The following is a 16933-nucleotide window of genomic DNA, read 5'->3' on the forward strand; positions in this document are numbered from 1 at the left end:
TTCCTTTCTTTTCTGTGGTCTACATATATCCATTTTGGCTTAAGTTTGCTCATTCAGTTTTACCTTATATATTTAAACGAGTTCCTCTCTTTCCAATCGGAGGACTTTAGTTTGCCCAACAGAAGAGCTTGACTTTTATTTTATATTGTAACTATAATAGTTACATATTAAAGTTCGTAAATGCACTGAGTACACTTACGATCAAACGAATGAATCATCCACATCATATTTATAGGAGGCTATCTATTATGAAAATTGCAGTTATTGGTGCAACCGGTAAAGCAGGAAATAATATCGTAAAAGAAGCATTAGACAGAGGGCATGAAGTAACCGCCATCGTCCGTGACTCGTCCAAAGTAACAGAAAGTCGTGCTACTGTGGTACAAAAAGACGTTTTTGATCTGAAAACAGATGATCTGAAAGGTTTTGACGTAGTTGTTAATGCATTTGCCGCTCCACTCGGACAAGAGCATCTGCATGTCGATGCAGGTAACGTACTGATCGAAGCCCTGCGTAATGTATCCGGTACTCGCCTGATTGTCGTAGGTGGTGCAGGCAGCTTGTTCACTGATGAATCCCAAACACTTTTGGTAAAAGACGCTCCTGGCTTCCCTGATTTCGTATATCCAACAGCCAACAACCAAGGAAAAAACCTGGAAATTTTGCGTGGTACCAGCGACCTGAACTGGACCTTTATTAGCCCTTCTGCGGAATTTGCACTGGGTAAACGTACAGGCTCTTACCAAGTAGGAAAAGACACACTGTTGGTTAATTCCAAAGGTGCAAGCTATGTCAGTTACGAAGATTATGCAGTTGCCGTAGTGGACGAAATCGAAAAACCACAACATCTGAACCAACGCTTCACAGTGGTGTCCGAGTCCTAATTTCTCTATTCTTGCAGCACATTTAGCATAAAAAAGACCCTTCGCCCATGTTTCCATGCACACTATGAGAAACTGAACCCGAAGGGTCTTTTTGTTATGACCTGTTGATACTCTCATTACAACTTATCAATGCTGGCCTTCTTTTCTGTATCGTGAGCGGAAGTCTCCCTCTTATCGCTAAAACACAGCTTGAGAATTGGAGGTGCAGCCAACGTTGTCAAAATGACGGCAATGATCACGGATATAAAATATTGCTGTGCCAACAGACCCGACTGTAGACCGGTAGCTGCAATAATAAGTGCGACCTCGCCACGTGATATCATACCGGAGCCAATCGCAAGAGAAGAACGGTTATTGAAGCCCGTCAGCCGCGCGCCGAGGCCTCCTCCCACTAACTTCGTCACCAGCGCAATCAGTGTCAAAACAACAACAAATCCGAGCTGCTGCCCTACTCCCTCAAAGGAAACATTTAATCCGTAGCTACGACGAAGAAAACTAGCCTTTTGCCAACAAGAAGTCCCAGCGAAGTTTCTCCACCCATACCGAATATATTCATTACTACCGCTAGCAGCACCACGACAAGCACATCATCCAGCACTGCGCACCCAAATTCCTAGAAACCAGCCTTCATGCACCGAGAATCCAAAGGCTTCCCTACACCAAAACCACAAATTAGCGGTAAAATAATGCCTCCAACCGCCACAGCTACCGCAGGCTTCCAATTACGTCGAAGTTGATCCAGATCCGTCTCCAGTCCAGCAATGAACATCAGCAGCAGGTTCCCCTAAAAAAGACATAAAGGAGCCTTGGTGACAGGCTCCTTCAGTAAATTCATATATTCATTTGATGTTGTCTGTCATATTTGCGCAAACAAGCAATTTTATCTCTTCTGCAAACCCGTGTAAACGTGTTGAATCAATTGTCTGCTTTTTTCACATAGCGGTTGCGGTATTCGTGGTCCAGCATACTCATCAGGATCGAATCATGGTATTCATAATTGTAGAATAAAGCATCCCGCTGCACACCTTCGCGCTGAAAGCCTACTTTTTCATAGCAACGAATGGCACGTTCATTAAAATCAAATACATTCAGCTCAATCCGATGCAGATTACAGATACCGAATCCGTAACCCAGCATGAGTACAAGCGCTTCAGTGCCGTAACCTTTCCCCTGATTTCCCTGCTCATTGATCGCAATACGGATGTTGGCACTGCGGTTCAGGCTGTCCATATCCTGCAGGGCTATATCCCCAATGACACGATCATCTTCGCGAAGCGCAATCAACAGCAACAAGCTTGAGGCATCCTGTCCTTTAGCTTCAATATAACGGGCAATTTGATCCTTGGTAAAGCTTCGTTGTGTGCCTGTCAGCCTCCGCACATCCTGATGGAACAATGTATTATAGTATAGCTCGGTGTCCTCTACGTTAACGGGACGCAAGTACACCCGTGATCCTTCAAGTAACCGTGCCACAGGCTCTGAGGCTGAAGTTTGTTGAGTCATCATGATCTCTCCCCTGCTAAAAATATGAATGACGAAAATCAAAGCAAATTATTGCGCAAGTTCGACTACGCAGGGTCTGCATTTTGCTCCGTAGTCAGGCTAGAATCAGCGAGGGACTCGCGCCAAATTACGGATTGAAGCAGCAGGCCTGCCAAGCCCAAGATTCCAACAGTCATCCCGATCCAGACAAAAGCCGTTCCCGCCCCTGCTATTCGGATCAATACTCCCCCGGCAAGCGGCGAAACGACCATGATTGCTCCAATCACGGTACTTTGGATACCGAAGACGCGTCCTACCATATCGGCAGGGGTTTTGGCTTGTAATATATAGTTCTGGGTGATAATGTACAGGCCATTGCCCACGCCCAGCACAGCCCCGATCATAAGTAGGACTGGCCATCCTGTTCCGGGCTGCGCCCAGCCTAAAGCAGCAATTGCTCCGCCAACCAGCACATATCCACCACCGAGCCCCCAGCCTGCGCTTATGCGATTCAAGCGATTAAGCGCAAGCATGCAACCGACGGCGCCAGCACCAATGGCTGAAACCAGCCAGCCAAGCAGCGATTCATTACCCGGAGCGAGCACTCGCAGCAATGTAGGGAACTGGTAGTCGATCATGAGAATGGCGATTAAGCCGAAAAGTCCGAATATGAGCGTATGCAAAAGCATTCGACTGCGCCATAAGAACGCCCAGCCCTCACGCCATTGGTTGAAAAAACGAGATGCGCGAACATGCTCCTCCCGCATTTGGACTTCATCAGCCTCAGGCGCTGTATGCGTAGCCGACTTTCCTTGCTGCTCGGCTGCAACAGCTTGTTGGTCTGCGCTGACCAGCGCCGGACCGATTCCGCGCAGCGGCCACAGCAGCAGTCCGGAACAGAGGCGCAGCAATGCATTGAGAATAATGCATGCCTGGGGAGACAACACAGTCAAGGTCATAGCGCCCAGTAATGGCCCTGCCACTTTGGAGGCCTGATTGACCAACCCATTCAGCGAGGTCGCCCGAAACAGGTCGTCGCTGGCGACTACCGTGCGGGTCAAGCCTTGCTGTGAAGGCATTTGAAATACGCCAGCCGCCGCGCGTAGACCGAGCAAAGGCAGCAGCCACACCGGACCTGGGACGGCGAGAATGGCCAGCGTCAATAAGGCAATAGCTGCATCGCAGACGATCATCAGCCGGGCCTTGTGTACCCGGTCAGCTAACGTGCCCGCGATAGAACCGAGCAGCAGACCCGGTAGCGCCATCACTACCGGAATCAGCGCAATCAGCATAGGGTCAGCTTCCCAGCGGTAGGCAACAAGCACCTGAATGGCGATAGCATCAAACCAATCGCCAAAGGAAGCAGCCGTGTGTGCCGCAAACATCCGCCGAAAACGGCCATTGCGCCAAATGCTACGCGCGGATTGCAGTTCTTTCTTTTCCTTCATTATCTACTCACCCTGCTCTCATTTTCAGCTTTTTTTAGCAATAAGAACATTCTAGCGGGTCTATATCAGAGGAAAGTCAGACAGCTAAAAAATCAGGCCATTGAGATTGTCTGCTCCAGCCAGCGCCTTAGCGCCGAACGATGCAGTGTTAAACTGTTGTCCCGGTCAAGCTGATCATATTGAGCGGCATACTTCTCTTCCAGCGCTGGATAGGAACCGCAAAGCTTCAGGAACGAGCGAATTTGACATACCGCTTTGATTTTTAGTAATTCCTGTTTAGCCATATCAAGGGTATCCAATCCCTCATCCATGAGCCGCTCGGCGTTATCCACATCTCCAGTACGCAACAGCATAAGCCCGCGCATCATGCGATAACGGCCCAGCTCGCGCAAAAACGGGACCTCCGACAGCATGCATTCCAGACGATCAGACAGTTCGGCAGCCTTTTCCATATGATTGGCAACCAGATGCATATACATCTCCATCAGCGCAACAGGCATCACAAAATTATCGAGATTATCCCGTTCCATGACCATCATGGTCAGTGGCAGACCTTCCTGGGCGTGTTCAGGTTGTCCGTTCTCTACATAAGCCTCCAGAATGTTGAGAATACGCAATTCCCGCTCCTGCGCTTCAGATAGCAATCCACTGGAAAGCGCACGCTCACATAGGACAAGCCCCTCATCCGTCACCCCTGCTGTGCACATATATAGCAGTAGCATCCAATACAATCGATCTGCGGGAGCAAAGTCCTCCCGTTCCAAGAACCAAGGCACATCCGCCTGTACAAAACGGGTATACATTTGATAAAAGACAGACAATTCAAAACCCATCTGCTCCTGCTGGGCAGCCAGCGCTACGATGGAATTTCCCTGCCCCAACAGCTGGTATTTGCGGAATAGTCCATGTACGGCGTCTTGCACCTCCTGATCGTGCAAGGACGGATGATTCTGTGGCTGCACGTCAGTCAAGGTCAAGCTGTAGCCATACCCTCTGACCGTATGAATACGGAGACCATCCCATGACTTAAGTTTTTTGCGCAATCTGTAGATATGATCATCTACCGTACGCTCCACCGGATACTCCAGCGGCCACACCCGATCCAGCAGTTGTTCACGGGTGAACACCTGGTTCCGGTTATCGTACAGAAAGCGCAACAGCGCAAATTCTTTAGCCAACAACATAACACGATCTGCATTACAAACCACACTGTAGCCATCTGCATCAAATTGTAGCCTGATCATCCACCTCGCCTCCGACATATCGTTTCTTGGCTGCACCCAGCCCTATAAACATAAGCAGAACACTCAGGCACAAAAGCAGCAACAGCGGAATGGTCCAGCCTTGTGTCGCATCATGCAAATAACCGAACAGTGTCGGCCCGGTCGCTGCCAGCAAATACCCAAAGGATTGCGCCATACCCGACAACTCTGCTGCCTGCTGCGGTGTCCGCGTCCGCAAATTGAAGAACATCATCACTAACGGGAAAGCAAAACCACCCGCTATACCGATACATATGACCCAAATCACGCTCCACTGTGTAGCCCCAAGCAGAAATCCACCCAGACCGATAAAATACAGCGCAGCCATAATCAGAACCAATACCCGCTGATCCTTCACTCGCGCCGCCCAAATAGGCACAATAAAAGTAAATGGCATTTGCGCAAACTGCATCACAGACAGCATCCAGCCCGCAGTCTCTGAATCCATTCCCTGTCCGCTCATCATTTCGGGAAACCAAGCGGCAGGAACATAGAACAAGGCAGATTGCAGCCCCATAAACAGCGTCACCTTCCAAGCCAAAGACGATGTATATACATTCACGGTTCGGGCAGACACCGCCGCTTTATTAGCCGTTTTTCCTGCCTTAAGGAGTTGTGGCACCCAGAGTAAAATCCCTACGACACCTACAATCCCCCATATTCCCAAAGCACCTCGCCATCCCATACCTCCGTTCAGAGCCAGCGGTATACTCAGCCCGGATGCTGTTGCAGCGACCACGTTCATAGATACTGAATATACACCGGTCATCAGTCCGCTGTTGCGAGGAAACTCCTCTTTGATCAGACTGGGCAGCAACACATTACAGACGGCAATAGCTAGTCCCAGCATAGCAGTCCCGACAAATAATGCAGTAACCCCTAACGTTGAGCGCACTACAATACCTGCGGTCAACAGCAGCAAAGCTGCAAAAATAATAAGAGGCGATCCGAAGCGGCGCGACAGTTTGGCTACAAAAGGCGACAACAGGGCAAAAGCCAGCAGCGGCAATGTCGCTAATAGGCCACTCAGTGTATTCGAAATATGCAAAGAATCCTTAATCAAACCGATAAGAGGTCCTACCGAGGTAATCGAGGCGCGCAGATTGGCACCTACCAGAATGATCCCTACGGCAAGCACCCAAGGACCGGCATGCCACAAAGATTTGTATACCAAAGCTCGTTGGTGTTGCTGTGAACTCATCTCTCCATTCTCCAATCTATCTGTGTTATGCTCAAAGGCTCCAACCAAGTGTACGGCTGGAGCCTAGCAATTTTTATCTCATTAAATTATAAAGGCATTCGTGCCATATGCATAGGACGGATCGACACAGCGCCCCAAGTCTTCAAGTTCAGCATATAGCTTCATTGAAAAAATAAAAGCTGCCTGAAAGGATCGTTTCCTTTTGAGGCAGCTTCCAGTTCATAAACTTCGATGCGACCAGCGCTGCTTAACGTACCAGCCAGCCGCCGTCCACCGCCAAGATATGACCGTTCATATAGTCGGAACCCTGACTGGCGAGGAAAACCACAACTCCCATCAAATCAGACGGATCGCCCCAACGACCCGCAGGAATACGCGACAGGATTTCTTGATTGCGATTTTCATCCGCACGGATTGGAGCTGTATTTGCCGTAGCAATATAACCCGGCGCAATCGCATTAATCTGAACGTTATGAACTGCCAGCTCGTTCGCAAATGCCTTGGTCAAACCAGCTACCGCATGCTTGCTCGCTGTATACGGCGGAACGAATTTGCCGCCCTGAAAAGCAAGCATAGAAGCGACATTGATAATCTTCCCGCTTTTTTGCTCTACCATCACCTTTGCCACTTCCTGGCTCAGATGATATACGGCATTCAGGTTAATCTCCATGACAGCGTCCCAATCCTCATCTTTATACTCCAGCAGAGGGGCGCGACGAATCGTACCTGCATTGTTTACAAGGATATCAATTTTACCGAATTCATTGACGCATTCTTCTACAATTTTTTTAATGGATTCTTTCTCTGTCAGATCTGCCTGATAAAAGGCAACCTTCACACCCGTTGGCTCCAGCAAACGTCTTGTTTCTTCATACTCATCATTGTTAGCTACAATGAACAGGTCTGCACCCGCTTTGGCCAAAGCTACGGAATACCCTTGACCCAAACCAGTGTTGCCTCCTGTTACAATCGCCGTTTTACCTTTTAGACTGAAAAAATCCAATGAAAAATGGTCCAGACCCATGTCTACGCCTCCATCACAAATTAGTATAAAAACCTATATTTCCTGAAGCCTACAGCGCTGCGCGTACTTCTTTATATTTAGCTACATAACGTGCTGCATTTTCTGTGATCAAGTCGTAGCGACCTTCCTTGGCTGGAGCCGTCAAATTACCCCCAATTCCCACAGCTACACATCCGTTACGCAGCCAGGTTTCCATATTATCCAGATCAACACCACCCGTTGGCATAATCTGTACATGAGGCATTGGACCTCTAACGGCCTTCACAAAGTCCGCCCCCATTGCACTGCCTGGGAACAACTTCACGACATCGCTACCCAATTTCATGGCTTCCTTGATCTCATTCAGCGTCATACAGCCAGGCATATAAGGAATCGCGTACAAATTGCATAGCTTCGCTGTTTCTTCTTCAAAAGAAGGACTCACGACAAACTCTGCTCCGGCCAGAATAGCAATTCTCGCCGTCAGTGATTCCAGTACCGTTCCTGCACCAATCACTGCCCGATCCTTAAATTCATCTTTCAATCTTCGAATGACCTGATCCGCATCTGGCGTCGTAAATGTAAGCTCAATATTATCCAAGCCGCCTTCAATGCAGGCTTTAGACATGAGATACGCTTCCTCCGCCGTGTTTCCTCGAATGACTGCGACGACACCTACCGAAGTGATATGTTCCAAAACTTTCTTTTTCGTCATGTTCCTGATCCTTTCCACGAATGGGATGACCATGTACCTCAGCCGCTTGCAGGTTTACGCTCCAATACACTAATCGGATTAACGCAACTCGCTCATGGCAACCTGATCCATGTCTTTGTATGTTTTATTTTCACCGGCCATGCCCCAAATGAAGGTATAGCTGCCCGTAGCCGCACCACAGTGGATAGACCAAGGTGGAGAAATAACGGCTTCATCATTTTTCATTACCAGATGGCGCGTTTCGTTCGGTTCACCCATCAGGTGGAACATTCTTGCGTTCTCATCCAGTTCAAAGTAGAAATATACTTCCATCCGACGGTCATGAACATGTGTCGGCATAGAGTTCCATACACTGCCGTTTTCCAACGTCGTCATCCCCATAACCAATTGGCAACTTTGAATGCCTTCATCATGGATAAAGCGACGCAACGTACGGTTGTTAGCTGTTTCCTGCGAACCCAGACTTTCAGACGGTACATCGGCAAAAGACTGTTTCGTCGTCGGATACGTGGTATGAGCCAGGGCCGAAACGATATAAAATTTCGCAGGCTTTCCACTGGAATCGCTTTCAAAGATCAACTCCTTGCCACCTTTACCTACGTAGAGACAGTCTTTTGTGGCCAGCTCGTAAGTTTCACCGTCCACCTTGACCGTACCGCTACCCCCAACATTAAAAATGCCCAGTTCGCGGCGCTCCAGGAAAGTTTCCGCTTTGATTTGATCGTTACCTTCCAGTGCAACAGATTTATTCACGGGATAAATGCCCCCGATAATGACACGATCTTCATGCGTATAGACCAGCTTTACCTCCTCAGGTACAAACAGTTCCTGGATTAGATAGTGCTGACGCAACTCTTCAGTCGTAAAATGTTTGGCATGTTCGGGATGAGTTGAATAACGCATTTCCATAAAAACATTCCTCCTGTTTAGATAAACTTTTTTATCAACGGAATTGTTATAAAAGCGGTTTCTAACTCTACTTCTTAGCTAGAATTGTAATAATTATCTAAGGGGGTGTCAACCTAAAACTTCGATTTTCCTAGAAAAACCCTTAATACACACGAAGTTTCACACGTTTTTTACCTTTTGATAAACAAAACCACATTTTTTTATCTATATTATCCAAAAAGTTTTTAGCAAATATATCAACTTCATCATTGTGAAAAACCGATTTATGTGATAATTTCAATTTATTCAGTTGGTGCATGCGCTTACAGATTAAGTTTACTAAACACAAGGAGGAATTCAAATGACCGCAACATTGGATGCTGTTACCTTCGGAGAACCGATGGCCATGTTTTACGCCAATGAAGCAGGCTCTCTGGATGAGGTGCGTTCATTCACCAAAGCGTTGGCCGGGGCAGAGACGAATGTTTCGGCAGGTTTGTCGCGTTTGGGGCTACGAGCCGGACTCGTAACCAAACTCGGCGAGGATACGTTCGGCAAGTTCATTGCCGATGCGCTACGTCAGGAAGGAATCGACACCCAGAATGTCATGTTTACCAAAGACCACTCTACCGGGATGCTGATTAAATCCAAAGTTATAAGTGGGGACCCCGAGGTGGAATACTTCCGCAAGCATTCCGCCGCTTCCACACTGAGCATCGCTGATTTTAACGAAGCTTACTTTGCCGGGGCTCGCCATCTGCATTTTACAGGTATTTCCGTTGCCCTCTCCGCTGAATGCCGCGAATTCGCACGACATGCGCGGCAATTCATGAAGAAGGCAGGCAAAACTGTATCCTTCGACCCTAACCTAAGACCCAAATTATGGCCTGACACACAAACGATGGTGGAGGCGATTAACGAAGCATCTGAGGGATGCGACTGGCTTCTACCGGGGATTCATGAAGGTAAAATATTGACGGGCTATACTTCGCCCGAGGATATTGCTTCGTTCTACCTTGACCGTGGTACCTCACTGGTCATCATCAAGCTGGGAACCGAAGGCGCATATTACAAATCCGCAGATGCTGAGGGATATGTCAAACGCTTCCGCGTAGATCAAGTCGTGGATACCGTCGGTGCGGGTGACGGATTTGCCGCAGGTGTTATCAGCGCGCTACTGGAAGGCTTGCCCCTGGCAGAGGCAGTCAAACGCGGTAATGCACTTGGTGCGCTGGCTGTCATGTCAGCCGGAGACATGGATGGCTATCCGACGCGAGCCGAACTGGAATCTTTTTTGCTCAGCGCCAGCACAAATTAGTCCGGGATCATCCCCCGCGTAACCTTCACTACTATGAGCGCAAGCTCAACAAAGGCCGCATCCAAAGTCGGCTTAACTTCCAATAGCCCGTATTCGCATTTGTGTGACCTGAGCAGCATATGCATACTCAGGTCGTACAAAGGAATACGGGCTATTTTATAATATAAGACATGATGCTCGTCTACAGCGTTTTGACGGATTCTCCCCGATTGATATCCGGCACAAATCGGTAAATAATCGGAACCGATTCGCCGCCTTCCTCAATACTGGACAGCAGCGTTTTTGCCGCCTGCTTCCCCATATCCGCAATCGGTTGCGTAATGGTCGTAATCGGCGGATTGTAAATATGGGCAAACTCCGCATCGTCAATTCCGATAATGGACAGCTCTGCCGGAATGCGTATACGTCGGGCATTCACATACTTCAACACCTCAGCCAACACGATATCATTCCCGGCCAACAGCGCAGTCGGCGGCTCAGGCAGTTGGAACAGCTCCTTCAGCGTCTGCTGGATTTCTTCTCTCGGCACGCTGTGCATATATTCTTCTCGAAATGGCATACCATGCTCTTCCAACGCCTTCTTGTATCCGCTGAGCCGCTCCACTCGTGGAGTAATCCGATTCAAGCCAAGGGGCAAGGTAATCAGCGCAATTCGCTCATGCTTGTGAGCCACAAGTTCCTGAATCGCCAGCTTAATCGCCATTTCGTTATCCAGCAGCAGGCTACGTGTATTGACACCGTCCACCAAGCGGTCCAAAAACACCAATGGATACTTTTCACGAATGAGCTGGTTGTAAATGTCTGCATGCTTTCCTGTCGGGAAGATAATTAAGCCGTCCACTTGACGGGCCTTGAGCATCTCAATATACTGGCCTTCCTTGTCGGGGTTTTCATCGGCGTTGCAAATGATCACCTGAATGCCGAAAAGCTGCAATTCCTCCTCAATCGCACGGATAGACTGGATCGACAGCGTATAATCAATGTTGGCTACAATGACTCCCACCATAAACGTCCGGTTCTGCTTCAAGCTGCGGGCCAGCCCGTTAGGCTGATAATTCAGCTCTTGAATAACCTCGGCAATCCGGTCCCTTGTCTGGTCGCTCATATATTTATATCGTTTGTTCAGAAATTGCGAGACAGTGCTTTTAGACACTCCTGCCTTCTGGGCAACATCTTCAATCGTCGGCTTCTTCATCGGTACACTCCTTGTCTTTCATGTACTGCGTTAGTGCAACAAAAGTATATCTTTTTTTTAGTAAATTTACCAGACTTCTATTTATGAAAGCCATTATGATATAAGTTGAACTTCAAAATTGCCTATCGTGCCACTGTATAAAAGGATGGTTCTCCCGGCAGCAAAAGAGGCAGTTCAAGATGTTCTCTTGAACTGCCTCCACGTATACAACTCTATCGAAAAGCTAGGTTCCAGTTGGCCCTAAATACTACTCGGATCAGTGTGCTGGAACAGGCGTTGCAGACTGATCTGGTGTATCGTGCTCGATCAGCGCATGCTTTTCCCATAACCGGCTTTTCCAGCGGGCATACATGATGACAGCACGAGTCCATTCATCAGCAGCAATCGCCAGCCACACACCGGCGAGCCCCATATCCAGCTTGAACACCAGCAGATAACCCAGCGGCAAGCTCATACAGACCATAGAGATTAGTCCCATAAAAACCGGGAACTTGGCATCTCCAGCAGCACGCAACGAGTTAATAATGACGATATTCGTCGTCCGGCCAGTTTCTAGCAGAATGCTAAGTAAAATGACTTGCGCTCCCAAACGAATGATTTCAGGGTTCTCTGTAAATAAACCGAGCAAAGGTACACGGAAAAAGATAACCACCGCATCAATAATCACAGTCACGAGTAGCGCCCATTTCACACTGTTCAATACACGTTTATAAGCCGTATCCTTCTCTCTGGCTCCCACGAGCCTTCCCACTACGATAGCCGTTCCCATACCGACGGCCATACTGAACAAATAAATATAGCTCGAAATATTATTGGCATATTGACGTGTCGCCATCGCTTCTGCGCCCAGATAGGTCACATACAGTGTGAATATGAGCTGACACGACTGATACATGATAGACTCCAGCGCGGATGGTACACCAATACGCAATATTTTAGAGATAAACTTTTTGGACAAGTGAACGTAATATTTCCACTCGACACGAACCTCAGTGACCCGGTACATCAGCCAGAAGAAGATCAAGAGACAAATAAAGCGGCTACCTACTGTAGAAATAGCAGCACCTTCTACACCGAGTGCTGGCATTCCCCAATGCCCCAAAATCAAAACATAGTTGCCGACCACGTGGATCACGTTCATAAAAACCGATACATACATCGTTTCTTTGGTAAAACCGTGCGTACGAATGGTCGCCGCCAGCGCGTTAATCAATGCCTGAAGGAAAATAGCCCCCCCGACGATGCTCATATAGGATTCCGCATACGTAAGAATGTCCCCCTGGACATTCAACCATTGCAACATATGCGTACCAAACACAAGAAAAATTACGCTTAGCAAAAGACCTACCATCAAATTCAACGTAATGGCCGTACCTGTAACCTGGGCCGCTTCGACTAGTTTCTTAGAACCGATATATTGAGCTACGACGATAGCAGCGCCGTTGCCGATAACCTCCAGTACAAGGATAGCGATTGAAATAATTTGATTGGACGCGCCCACACCCGACACTGCATTATCAGATACAGAGCTGAGCATGAATGTATCGACGCTTCCCATTAACATAAACAGGAATAATTCAAGGAAAATAGGCCATGTCAAACGGAACAAATTCAGTTCCTTGGCTTCGGACAATACCGAACCATTTTTTAGTGCTCTGGTTGTCATTCATTCACCTTTCTTCATAGATTTATTTAACAATCAAAAGGTATGTTAGCATAGTCATTCTGAAAATACATCCCGTTTACGTAAAATGATTTGCAAAATGCGTAAGAATTCATTTATCACCCTCTTTATAATTGATTATCGAACTTTATTGAAACAGGATATTACAAGAATATACCGGCAAATCTGGGCTTATCGACGCAATTATGAGCTAAAGAGTATAATAGAATACGAGCCTGTGAGCATTGCCGCTGACAGGTTGTGAAAATTGTTGTACGCTTCCTAAGCATAATTCGCGAATTAAAGAGGGAATATATAGGACATTCATAGGGTTAAAAGGTAATAAAGGAGGCTTTTACAGATGACTCAATCATTTCAAGCCCTTGTCGTCGATCAGACGCAGGACGGTGAAGTTCAAGCAGAGGTGCGTTCTCTGGAAGCTAGCAGTTTACCTGCTGGAGAAGTATTGATTCGTGTCGCTTATTCCAGCATCAACTATAAAGATGGGCTTGCTGCCCGCAAGGATGGCAATATCGTCAAATCCTATCCGTTCGTACCAGGCATAGATTGCTCAGGAACCGTCGTCTCTTCGGAGGATAGCCGCTTTAGCGAAGGACAAGCGGTGCTCGTTTCCGGATACGGGCTGGGTGTGTCTCAATTCGGAGGATTCAGCCAATATGCACGCGTGCCTGCGGACTGGGTGGTTCCACTTCCAGACGGACTCACGCCGAGAGAGGCGATGATTTTCGGGACAGCCGGATTCACCGCGGCCCTGTCGTTATATCGGCTGGAGCAAAACGGCGTTACTCCGGAGCAGGGGAAGGTACTTGTCACCGGAGCGACGGGCGGCGTAGGCGGGGCAGCTATTGCCTTGCTGAACAAGAGAGGCTATCATGTCGTAGCCAGCAGTGGCAAGGCCGATGCGCATGATTACCTCAAGGCGCTCGGAGCAGCCGAGGTTATTTCTCGCGAGGAGGTCTACGACGGCGCGGAGAGCATCCGCCCGCTGAGCAAGCAGCTTTGGCAAGCGGCTGTTGATCCTGTAGGCGGAAAGCCGCTCGCTTCGCTGCTCAGCCAGATCGCCTACAACGGCTCCGTTGCCGTGAGCGGCCTGACGGCAGGAACCAAGCTGCCTACGACGGTGCTGCCGTTTATTTTGCGCGGCGTAAGTCTGCTGGGCATAGACTCTGTCTTCTGCCCATACGACACCCGTGTAGCGATCTGGAAGCGACTTGGCAGCGAATGGAAGCCGGAACAGCTAGAGCAGCTCGTTGAGCGCGAAGTCGGATTGGCCGACCTGCCCAGCGCGCTCGAAGACATCCTTGCAGCCCGCTCGCAAGGAAGAACGCTTGTACGACTGGCTGACTAAGCAGAAAGATATCGGCAATCTATCTGTTAACCTGGTTTTGCGTGAGGAAATATTCATTCCGTAGAGTCTAGCTTTGCAAAACATAAGAAGCTTGTAAATCTGAACTTTTGAGATTTACAGGCTTCTTTTTTCGTGTGATACATTTGAAGAAAAACAAAATATATCGAATCAGACGGTTTACTTTTCGCAACCAAATGAACCTTATGAGGGCCTCAGTTGTTATATAGATAAACTGCACAAGAAAGGAGAGCACATCATTGGAGAGTAATCGAGAGTTGTTTGATTTGTATCAACGAGATGTATACCGAACCTGCTACTACATGGTACATAACGCATCGGATGCAGAGGATTTAACGCAGGAAGTGTTTATCACCCTGTTTCGCAGCAATCGTGAACAGATCGAACAACTAAAAGCCTGGATTATGAAAATTACGGTCAATCATTGTCTGAATTACCTTAAACGCCGGAAAAGCCTGCATTTGAAAGTATCGGCTAATCCCTATTTATTTAGCGGGGCGGAAGGTAAGCCTGTAGACAAGCTGGTGGAAGAACGCGAATCGACAGAAGAATGGATCGTTTATATGAATCGCCTTCCAGCCAAAATCCGCGCTGTGCTGACCCTCCGCTATATGCATGATTTCACACTGGCAGAAATATCAAAACTGCTGGAAATTCCGCTGGGAACCGTCAAATCGAGGACTCATAAAGGGCTAAAGTTATTGGAGCAAATACTGCGGGATGCAGGTGTAGAAATTCCCGAGATGGAAGGAGAGAACTATGAACAACGTAGAAAAGGCATTGAAGCGCAAGTTAAATAATGATTCGGAAATGGCCTATCCTGACTTCGATGAGATGTGGAACCGGATGGAACAGACAGGGCATACTGCCCCTACGCTAACCGACACTTTCGATTCATTCACTCCGCACCGACATAGAAATTGGCGCAAAATAGCTATCGCCGCCTCTCTGAGTGCGCTTCTCGTTGCCGTTCCCGTCTATGCCGCCATCCATTATAATTGGGGCAATCTGCTGCACGGAAGAAGCGGCATTCAGACGGCACTAAATCAAGACCTTGGACAGCCCTTGGAGCAATCCGTAACCAGAGACGGAGTGAAGCTGACGCTGCATACCGCTATTGTCGATGAGAACCGGACCGTGATTCTGTACAGCTTGGAGGTCGGAAAACGGGCAGAGAACGAGTTTTGGAATGTCAAAGGCGTATCGCTAAAAGGTGCTGCGGGGGAAAGCAGTGCAGGGGAATATAACTTTCAGCAATGGGACCCGAAAAATCAACGGTACAACGGATACTTTGAAAGTGACTGGACACCGCAGCAAGAAACAGAGAACATGCGGCTGACCGTAGATCATATAGAGCTCACCAGCGTTCAGGAACTGGAATTGCCGCTCGATGTCACATCGCCTCAGATGCAGACATTCAAGCTGGATCGTAACGGCTTACAAGATATGAAGGTACAGGTATTTCAACAAGGGAAGGATAAGCTGATGCTGTCCTCGGCAATCACCTTCGATTCCTCCATACCCAAGAAATGGGACAATCCACAAATCGTTGCTTACCAAGGCGGTGAGCCCGTGATGTCGCAGCCTGGGGGGACTTTTGGCAAACCCGGAGATAACGGGGAGTATACAGCCCAGCAGTATTTTTCTAAAGCAGATATACCGGAAGGACAGACTGCTTTCAAACTGCAATATGCGCAAACTGAGAAAAGTATACATGAACCCATAAAATTCGACCTGCAGCTAAGCAAGAAGAAGATGGAAAGCGGGACGATTAAAAGCGTGCTGAATACCCCATTGGAAAAAGACAATCGGAATGTTTTGCTAGAACAAATGATTGTCACACCTACACAAATCCGTGTCACGATCAGAAGCAAGGAGAAATTCGCCATGTTACCTTATCAAAAGTACTTTCTTTCTGTGAACGGCACAACGTTAGAGGGTAACCGTTGGTCTTCACCTGATCAGGAGCACGATCTGAATACGATCCGTTTTGAACGACCGTCCCATCTTGTGATTACCAAGGACACTCCTATTACTTTTACAGGCAAATATAAAGTCACGATCCATTCGGATGACAAAACACCACAGCTTTTAACTGATATATCTGACCAGAAGCAGACACTAACGACGCAAATCGGTGGCTATCCTGTGAAGTGGACTTACTACAAACAGGAATCAGACTTATTCGTAGAAACCGAAAGCGAGGACGCTCACTTTGGAGGGATTAACCAGACGCATATTAGCCTGGGTAAAGAACGGATCATTGGCAAGCCGATCACAGCCAATTTTGCCGGAGACGGCAATAACAAGGCAGTGGATGTCTACAAGAACTTCAAAGGGAAGGAAGCTTCTATCTATATGTTCTACTATACAACGGACGACCCGGAAGCAGAGACAACCGTATCCTTGCAGCCTCTGACAAGCAACAGCGAAGCATCTAAATAGTAATGCTATAAAAAGAGGGTCCTCTATACCTGTGTGAACCGT

General features: G+C 48.0%; 14 protein-coding genes and 1 pseudogene. 5 read left to right on the forward strand and 10 right to left on the reverse strand.

Annotated features, from left to right (window positions below; all coding sequences use genetic code 11):
• Positions 1 to 248 precede the first annotated feature (248 nt).
• The gene (locus tag NSQ57_RS23840) at positions 249 to 884 is read left to right on the forward strand and encodes an NAD(P)-dependent oxidoreductase (protein WP_029518658.1); all 636 of its coding nucleotides are present in this window, start codon (positions 249 to 251) and stop codon (positions 882 to 884) included.
• Positions 885 to 1000: 116 nt separating this feature from the next.
• Here NSQ57_RS23840 and NSQ57_RS23845 read toward each other — a convergent pair.
• The 8 genes and pseudogenes from NSQ57_RS23845 to kduI all read right to left on the reverse strand — a co-directional run.
• Positions 1001 to 1662, reverse strand: a pseudogene (locus tag NSQ57_RS23845) (cation:proton antiporter); the annotation flags it as partial.
• A gap of 137 nt (positions 1663 to 1799) precedes the next feature.
• Positions 1800 to 2387 carry a GNAT family protein gene (locus NSQ57_RS23850; protein ID WP_185156348.1) on the reverse strand — a complete coding sequence of 196 codons (588 nt, stop codon included), beginning with the start codon at positions 2385 to 2387 and terminating at the stop codon, positions 1800 to 1802.
• Positions 2388 to 2452: 65 nt separating this feature from the next.
• A complete protein-coding gene (locus NSQ57_RS23855; protein ID WP_342425395.1) occupies positions 2453 to 3814 on the reverse strand; it encodes an MFS transporter in 1362 nt (453 codons plus the stop codon).
• 92 nt (positions 3815 to 3906) lie between these two features.
• A complete protein-coding gene (locus NSQ57_RS23860; RefSeq protein WP_342425396.1) occupies positions 3907 to 5058 on the reverse strand; it encodes a winged helix-turn-helix domain-containing protein in 1152 nt (383 codons plus the stop codon).
• Positions 5039 to 6277: an MFS transporter gene (locus NSQ57_RS23865; RefSeq protein WP_342425397.1), complete on the reverse strand. Its 1239-nt coding sequence runs from the start codon at positions 6275 to 6277 to the stop codon at positions 5039 to 5041. The genes NSQ57_RS23860 and NSQ57_RS23865 overlap by 20 nt, the downstream gene beginning before the upstream one ends.
• Positions 6278 to 6524: 247 nt before the next feature.
• Positions 6525 to 7301 carry a 2-dehydro-3-deoxy-D-gluconate 5-dehydrogenase KduD gene (gene kduD / locus NSQ57_RS23870; protein ID WP_069010990.1) on the reverse strand — a complete coding sequence of 259 codons (777 nt, stop codon included), beginning with the start codon at positions 7299 to 7301 and terminating at the stop codon, positions 6525 to 6527.
• A gap of 49 nt (positions 7302 to 7350) precedes the next feature.
• Positions 7351 to 7995: a bifunctional 2-keto-4-hydroxyglutarate aldolase/2-keto-3-deoxy-6-phosphogluconate aldolase gene (locus NSQ57_RS23875; RefSeq protein ID WP_029518665.1), complete on the reverse strand. Its 645-nt coding sequence runs from the start codon at positions 7993 to 7995 to the stop codon at positions 7351 to 7353.
• 78 nt (positions 7996 to 8073) lie between these two features.
• On the reverse strand, positions 8074 to 8904 hold the full coding sequence (gene kduI / locus NSQ57_RS23880; RefSeq protein ID WP_029518666.1) for a 5-dehydro-4-deoxy-D-glucuronate isomerase: 831 nt from the start codon (positions 8902 to 8904) through the stop codon (positions 8074 to 8076).
• A 340-nt stretch (positions 8905 to 9244) separates the two neighbouring features.
• Here kduI and NSQ57_RS23885 point away from each other — a divergent pair, with 340 nt between their 5' ends.
• The gene (locus NSQ57_RS23885; protein ID WP_029518667.1) at positions 9245 to 10201 is read left to right on the forward strand and encodes a sugar kinase; all 957 of its coding nucleotides are present in this window, start codon (positions 9245 to 9247) and stop codon (positions 10199 to 10201) included.
• Positions 10202 to 10382: 181 nt separating this feature from the next.
• Here the strand turns inward: NSQ57_RS23885 and NSQ57_RS23890 are convergent, their stop codons facing one another.
• Both NSQ57_RS23890 and NSQ57_RS23895 read right to left on the reverse strand, forming a co-directional pair.
• A complete protein-coding gene (locus tag NSQ57_RS23890) occupies positions 10383 to 11396 on the reverse strand; it encodes a LacI family DNA-binding transcriptional regulator (protein WP_029518668.1) in 1014 nt (337 codons plus the stop codon).
• 256 nt (positions 11397 to 11652) lie between these two features.
• A complete protein-coding gene (locus NSQ57_RS23895; RefSeq protein WP_029518669.1) occupies positions 11653 to 13062 on the reverse strand; it encodes an MATE family efflux transporter in 1410 nt (469 codons plus the stop codon).
• Positions 13063 to 13420: 358 nt separating this feature from the next.
• On the opposite strand from NSQ57_RS23895, the gene NSQ57_RS23900 reads away from it, so the two are divergent.
• The 3 genes from NSQ57_RS23900 (at position 13421) to NSQ57_RS23910 (ending at position 16891) form a co-directional block, all read left to right on the forward strand.
• A complete protein-coding gene (locus tag NSQ57_RS23900; RefSeq protein ID WP_029518670.1) occupies positions 13421 to 14428 on the forward strand; it encodes an acryloyl-CoA reductase in 1008 nt (335 codons plus the stop codon).
• Positions 14429 to 14685: 257 nt separating this feature from the next.
• Positions 14686 to 15246: an RNA polymerase sigma factor gene (locus NSQ57_RS23905; protein WP_029518671.1), complete on the forward strand. Its 561-nt coding sequence runs from the start codon at positions 14686 to 14688 to the stop codon at positions 15244 to 15246.
• Complete coding sequence (locus NSQ57_RS23910; RefSeq protein ID WP_069010992.1) at positions 15206 to 16891, forward strand: DUF4179 domain-containing protein; 1686 nt, start codon at positions 15206 to 15208, stop codon at positions 16889 to 16891. Before NSQ57_RS23905 ends, NSQ57_RS23910 begins: the two co-directional genes overlap by 41 nt.
• Positions 16892 to 16933: the final 42 nt, after the last annotated feature.

Origin of the sequence: Paenibacillus sp. FSL L8-0502, from assembly GCF_038593055.1 — a bacterium.
Taxonomy (GTDB): Bacteria; Bacillota; Bacilli; order Paenibacillales; family Paenibacillaceae; genus Paenibacillus; species Paenibacillus polymyxa_D.

Bases quoted from the DNA above. Each gene is read 5' to 3' on its own strand.
- NSQ57_RS23890 (WP_029518668.1), bottom strand. From the start codon at position 11,396: ATGAAGAAGCCGACGATTGAAGATGTTGCCCAGAAGGCAGGAGTGTCT.
- NSQ57_RS23885 (WP_029518667.1), top strand. From the start codon at position 9,245: ATGACCGCAACATTGGATGCTGTTACCTTCGGAGAACCGATGGCCATG.
- NSQ57_RS23900 (WP_029518670.1), top strand. From the start codon at position 13,421: ATGACTCAATCATTTCAAGCCCTTGTCGTCGATCAGACGCAGGACGGT.
- NSQ57_RS23850 (WP_185156348.1), bottom strand. From the start codon at position 2,387: ATGACTCAACAAACTTCAGCCTCAGAGCCTGTGGCACGGTTACTTGAA.
- kduI (WP_029518666.1), bottom strand. From the start codon at position 8,904: ATGGAAATGCGTTATTCAACTCATCCCGAACATGCCAAACATTTTACG.
- NSQ57_RS23860 (WP_342425396.1), bottom strand. From the start codon at position 5,058: ATGATCAGGCTACAATTTGATGCAGATGGCTACAGTGTGGTTTGTAAT.
- kduD (WP_069010990.1), bottom strand. From the start codon at position 7,301: ATGGGTCTGGACCATTTTTCATTGGATTTTTTCAGTCTAAAAGGTAAA.
- NSQ57_RS23895 (WP_029518669.1), bottom strand. From the start codon at position 13,062: ATGACAACCAGAGCACTAAAAAATGGTTCGGTATTGTCCGAAGCCAAG.
- NSQ57_RS23855 (WP_342425395.1), bottom strand. From the start codon at position 3,814: ATGAAGGAAAAGAAAGAACTGCAATCCGCGCGTAGCATTTGGCGCAAT.
- NSQ57_RS23865 (WP_342425397.1), bottom strand. From the start codon at position 6,277: ATGAGTTCACAGCAACACCAACGAGCTTTGGTATACAAATCTTTGTGG.
- NSQ57_RS23840 (WP_029518658.1), top strand. From the start codon at position 249: ATGAAAATTGCAGTTATTGGTGCAACCGGTAAAGCAGGAAATAATATC.
- NSQ57_RS23910 (WP_069010992.1), top strand. From the start codon at position 15,206: ATGAACAACGTAGAAAAGGCATTGAAGCGCAAGTTAAATAATGATTCG.
- NSQ57_RS23875 (WP_029518665.1), bottom strand. From the start codon at position 7,995: ATGACGAAAAAGAAAGTTTTGGAACATATCACTTCGGTAGGTGTCGTC.